Origin of the sequence: Paenibacillus camerounensis, from assembly GCF_000723885.1 — a bacterium.
GTDB classification, from domain to species: domain Bacteria; phylum Bacillota; class Bacilli; order Paenibacillales; family Paenibacillaceae; genus Paenibacillus_AQ; species Paenibacillus_AQ camerounensis.
The window spans coordinates 1-344 of sequence record NZ_CCDG010000153.1 but is presented as its reverse complement, the minus strand read 5'-3'; the positions used below and the strand labels follow the sequence as shown (position 1 = coordinate 344).

General features: G+C 45.3%; 1 tRNA gene. It reads left to right on the top strand.

The window, feature by feature from the left end:
- Window positions 1–66: 66 nt before the first annotated feature.
- Window positions 67–142, top strand: a tRNA-Ala gene (locus BN3772_RS30440).
- The last annotated feature ends 202 nt before the right edge of the window (window positions 143–344 follow it).

The window sequence follows — 344 nt, the reverse complement described above, 5'->3', positions numbered from 1 at the left end:
CGGAAGCTAAGCTTCCAAAAGCATTGATTAACGCGTATCCATTTGTTCGGTTTTGATGGAATTTGCGGGGCCATAGCTCAGCTGGGAGAGCGCCTGCCTTGCAAGCAGGAGGTCAGCGGTTCGATCCCGCTTGGCTCCACCATCAAAGTTTAACTATTTGCTATATCTTGATCCTTGAAAACTGGATACCGAAACGAATTTGCGTTTTAGAACATTCCTTTAAGCTGAACTTGTGTAAACAAGTGAAGATTTTAATAGTGAAGCTGAGAGCGAAGGTTTTCGATTGTGAAGCGACCTTTGGCTTTGAATATTCTAGCGGACGGGGTAATCCGGACGCGCTATTC